Source organism: Amycolatopsis kentuckyensis (genome assembly GCF_002155975.1).
Lineage (GTDB): Bacteria > Actinomycetota > Actinomycetes > Mycobacteriales > Pseudonocardiaceae > Amycolatopsis > Amycolatopsis kentuckyensis.
In genome coordinates, this window is sequence record NZ_MUMI01000874.1 from 1 (window position 1) to 1,903 (window position 1,903).

At 77.3% G+C, this 1,903-nt stretch carries 1 protein-coding gene; it reads left to right on the forward strand.

Going from position 1 to position 1,903, the window contains the following annotated elements:
- The coding region (locus CCN39_RS48815) for an acyltransferase domain-containing protein (RefSeq protein ID WP_143264510.1) at positions 1–1,903 on the forward strand (1,903 nt) is incomplete at both ends.

Below are 1,903 nucleotides of genomic sequence, written 5' to 3' on the forward strand. Positions count from 1 at the left end.
TCCCGGCCGCCGCCGTGCGCGGCGAGACCGTCTGGGCGTTCCCCGGGCAGGGCAGCGGGTTCTCCTGGGACGCGGTGGCCGAACTGGCCCGGTGGCCGGTCTTCGCCGAGCGGTTCCCGGCCCTGCTGGCGGAGTTCTCGGCCCGGCTCGAGCCCGACGTGTTCGACCGGCACGTCGGCCGGCGCACCGGCGACCCGGCCCGGCCGGTGGACACCGACGGCGCCGCCTGCGGCGAAACGTGCACGATCCGGGAACAGGTCCTGCAGTTCTCGTTCCAGCTGGCGCTGGCCGACCTGCTGCGGTCCTTCGGCTGTGCCCCCGACGTCGTCACCGGGCACAGCCTGGGGGAGATCACGGCCGCCGTGTGCGCGGGCCTGCTGGCCGAACCCGACGCGCTGACGCTGGTGGCGGCCCGCTGCACGCTGATGGACGCCGCCCCGGCCGGGTTCATGGCCCAGGTGCGCTGCTCGCCCGACCGCGCGAAGGCACTGGCCGCCGAGCTCGACCTCGACGTCGCGGCGGTCAACGGCCCGGCGCAGATCGTGCTGGCCGGCCCCCGCCCGCGGCTCGAAGACCTGCGGCAGACCACGGCCGCGGCGGGCATCCACGTGACGACGCTGCCCGTCGGCAAGCCGTTCCACAGCCGGCTGCTGGCCGGGGCGGCCGGCCGGCTGGAGCGCGGCGCGCCCGTCCCGGCGCACCCCGCCGCGGTGGCGTTCGTCGGCTCGAACGCGGCCTACGGCCCCACTCGCGAACCGGACGGCCTGCGGTACTGGACGACCCAGCTGACCTCGCCGGTCGACTTCCTCGCCGCCGCCGAGCAGGTGCTCGGCCGGTCACCGCACCCCGCGATCGTGGTCGAGATCGGCTTTTCCGCCACGCTCTCGCGCCTGGTGCGCGCCGCGGCGACCGCCGGGGCGGTGCCGGCCCCGGAGCTGGTCTGCGACCTGAAGAAGTCCGTCCCCGGCTACGTCGGCAAGGTCGCCGCCGCGGCCTACCGCGCCGACCGCGGACTCGACTGGGCCGCGCTCAACCGGGTGGCCGGCGGGGGACTGCTCCCGCTGCCCTCCTACCCCTTCGACCGCACCGAGATCCGGCCGCTCGGCCCCCTGCCGCGGCGCGGCCCGCTCGGCGACGTGCTCGCCCCGGACGTCCCGTTCACCCTGGCTCCGTCCGACGAGGACTGGATCGGCGGCCACCGGGTCGGGGACCGCTGGATCGTCCCGGCCGCCGGCATCCTCCGCCTCTTCGCGCGGATCGGGCGCGCGGTGCGCCCGGACACCACCGACGTCCTGCTGGCCGACATCTCGTTCGAGCGGCCCATCGCCTTCGAGGCGGAGACCGACGTCGTGGAAGCCCGGATCTCGGTCGGCTCCGGCACGCCCGCCGAATGCGTCCTCTGGACCCGGCGGCCCGGGCAGGCCTGGACCCGCAACGCCGCGGCCCTGCTCACCGACGAGGTCCGCGAGGTCGCGACCCCGGACGGCGCCGGCGACCCGGTGGACGCCGACGGGCTCTACCGGCGGTTCGAAGACCAGGGACTGCACTACGGCACCGGGTATCGCGGCCTCGCCGCGATCACCGGCGGCCCGGCGGCCGCACGGGCGCACTGGCGGCCGGACGAAACCCGCGGGGACCGCACCCGCCTCGGCATCGGCACCGACGAGGTGGCCGCGGTCGACGGCGTGCTGCAGCTCGCGGACGTCCTGGCGGCCCCGGGCGGACCGGACGTCCGGATGCCCGCGCACGTGGCGTGGGCCCGGCTGCGGGCGGTCGCGGCACCGGCCGGGCTGGTCACCGTCGGCGCCGACGGGCCGGCCACCGTCTCCGGCACCCTGGCGGGCGAGACCGGGGGTGTGGTCACCGAGCTCGCCGGCGTCCGGTTCCAGGGCGAGCGCCGCGG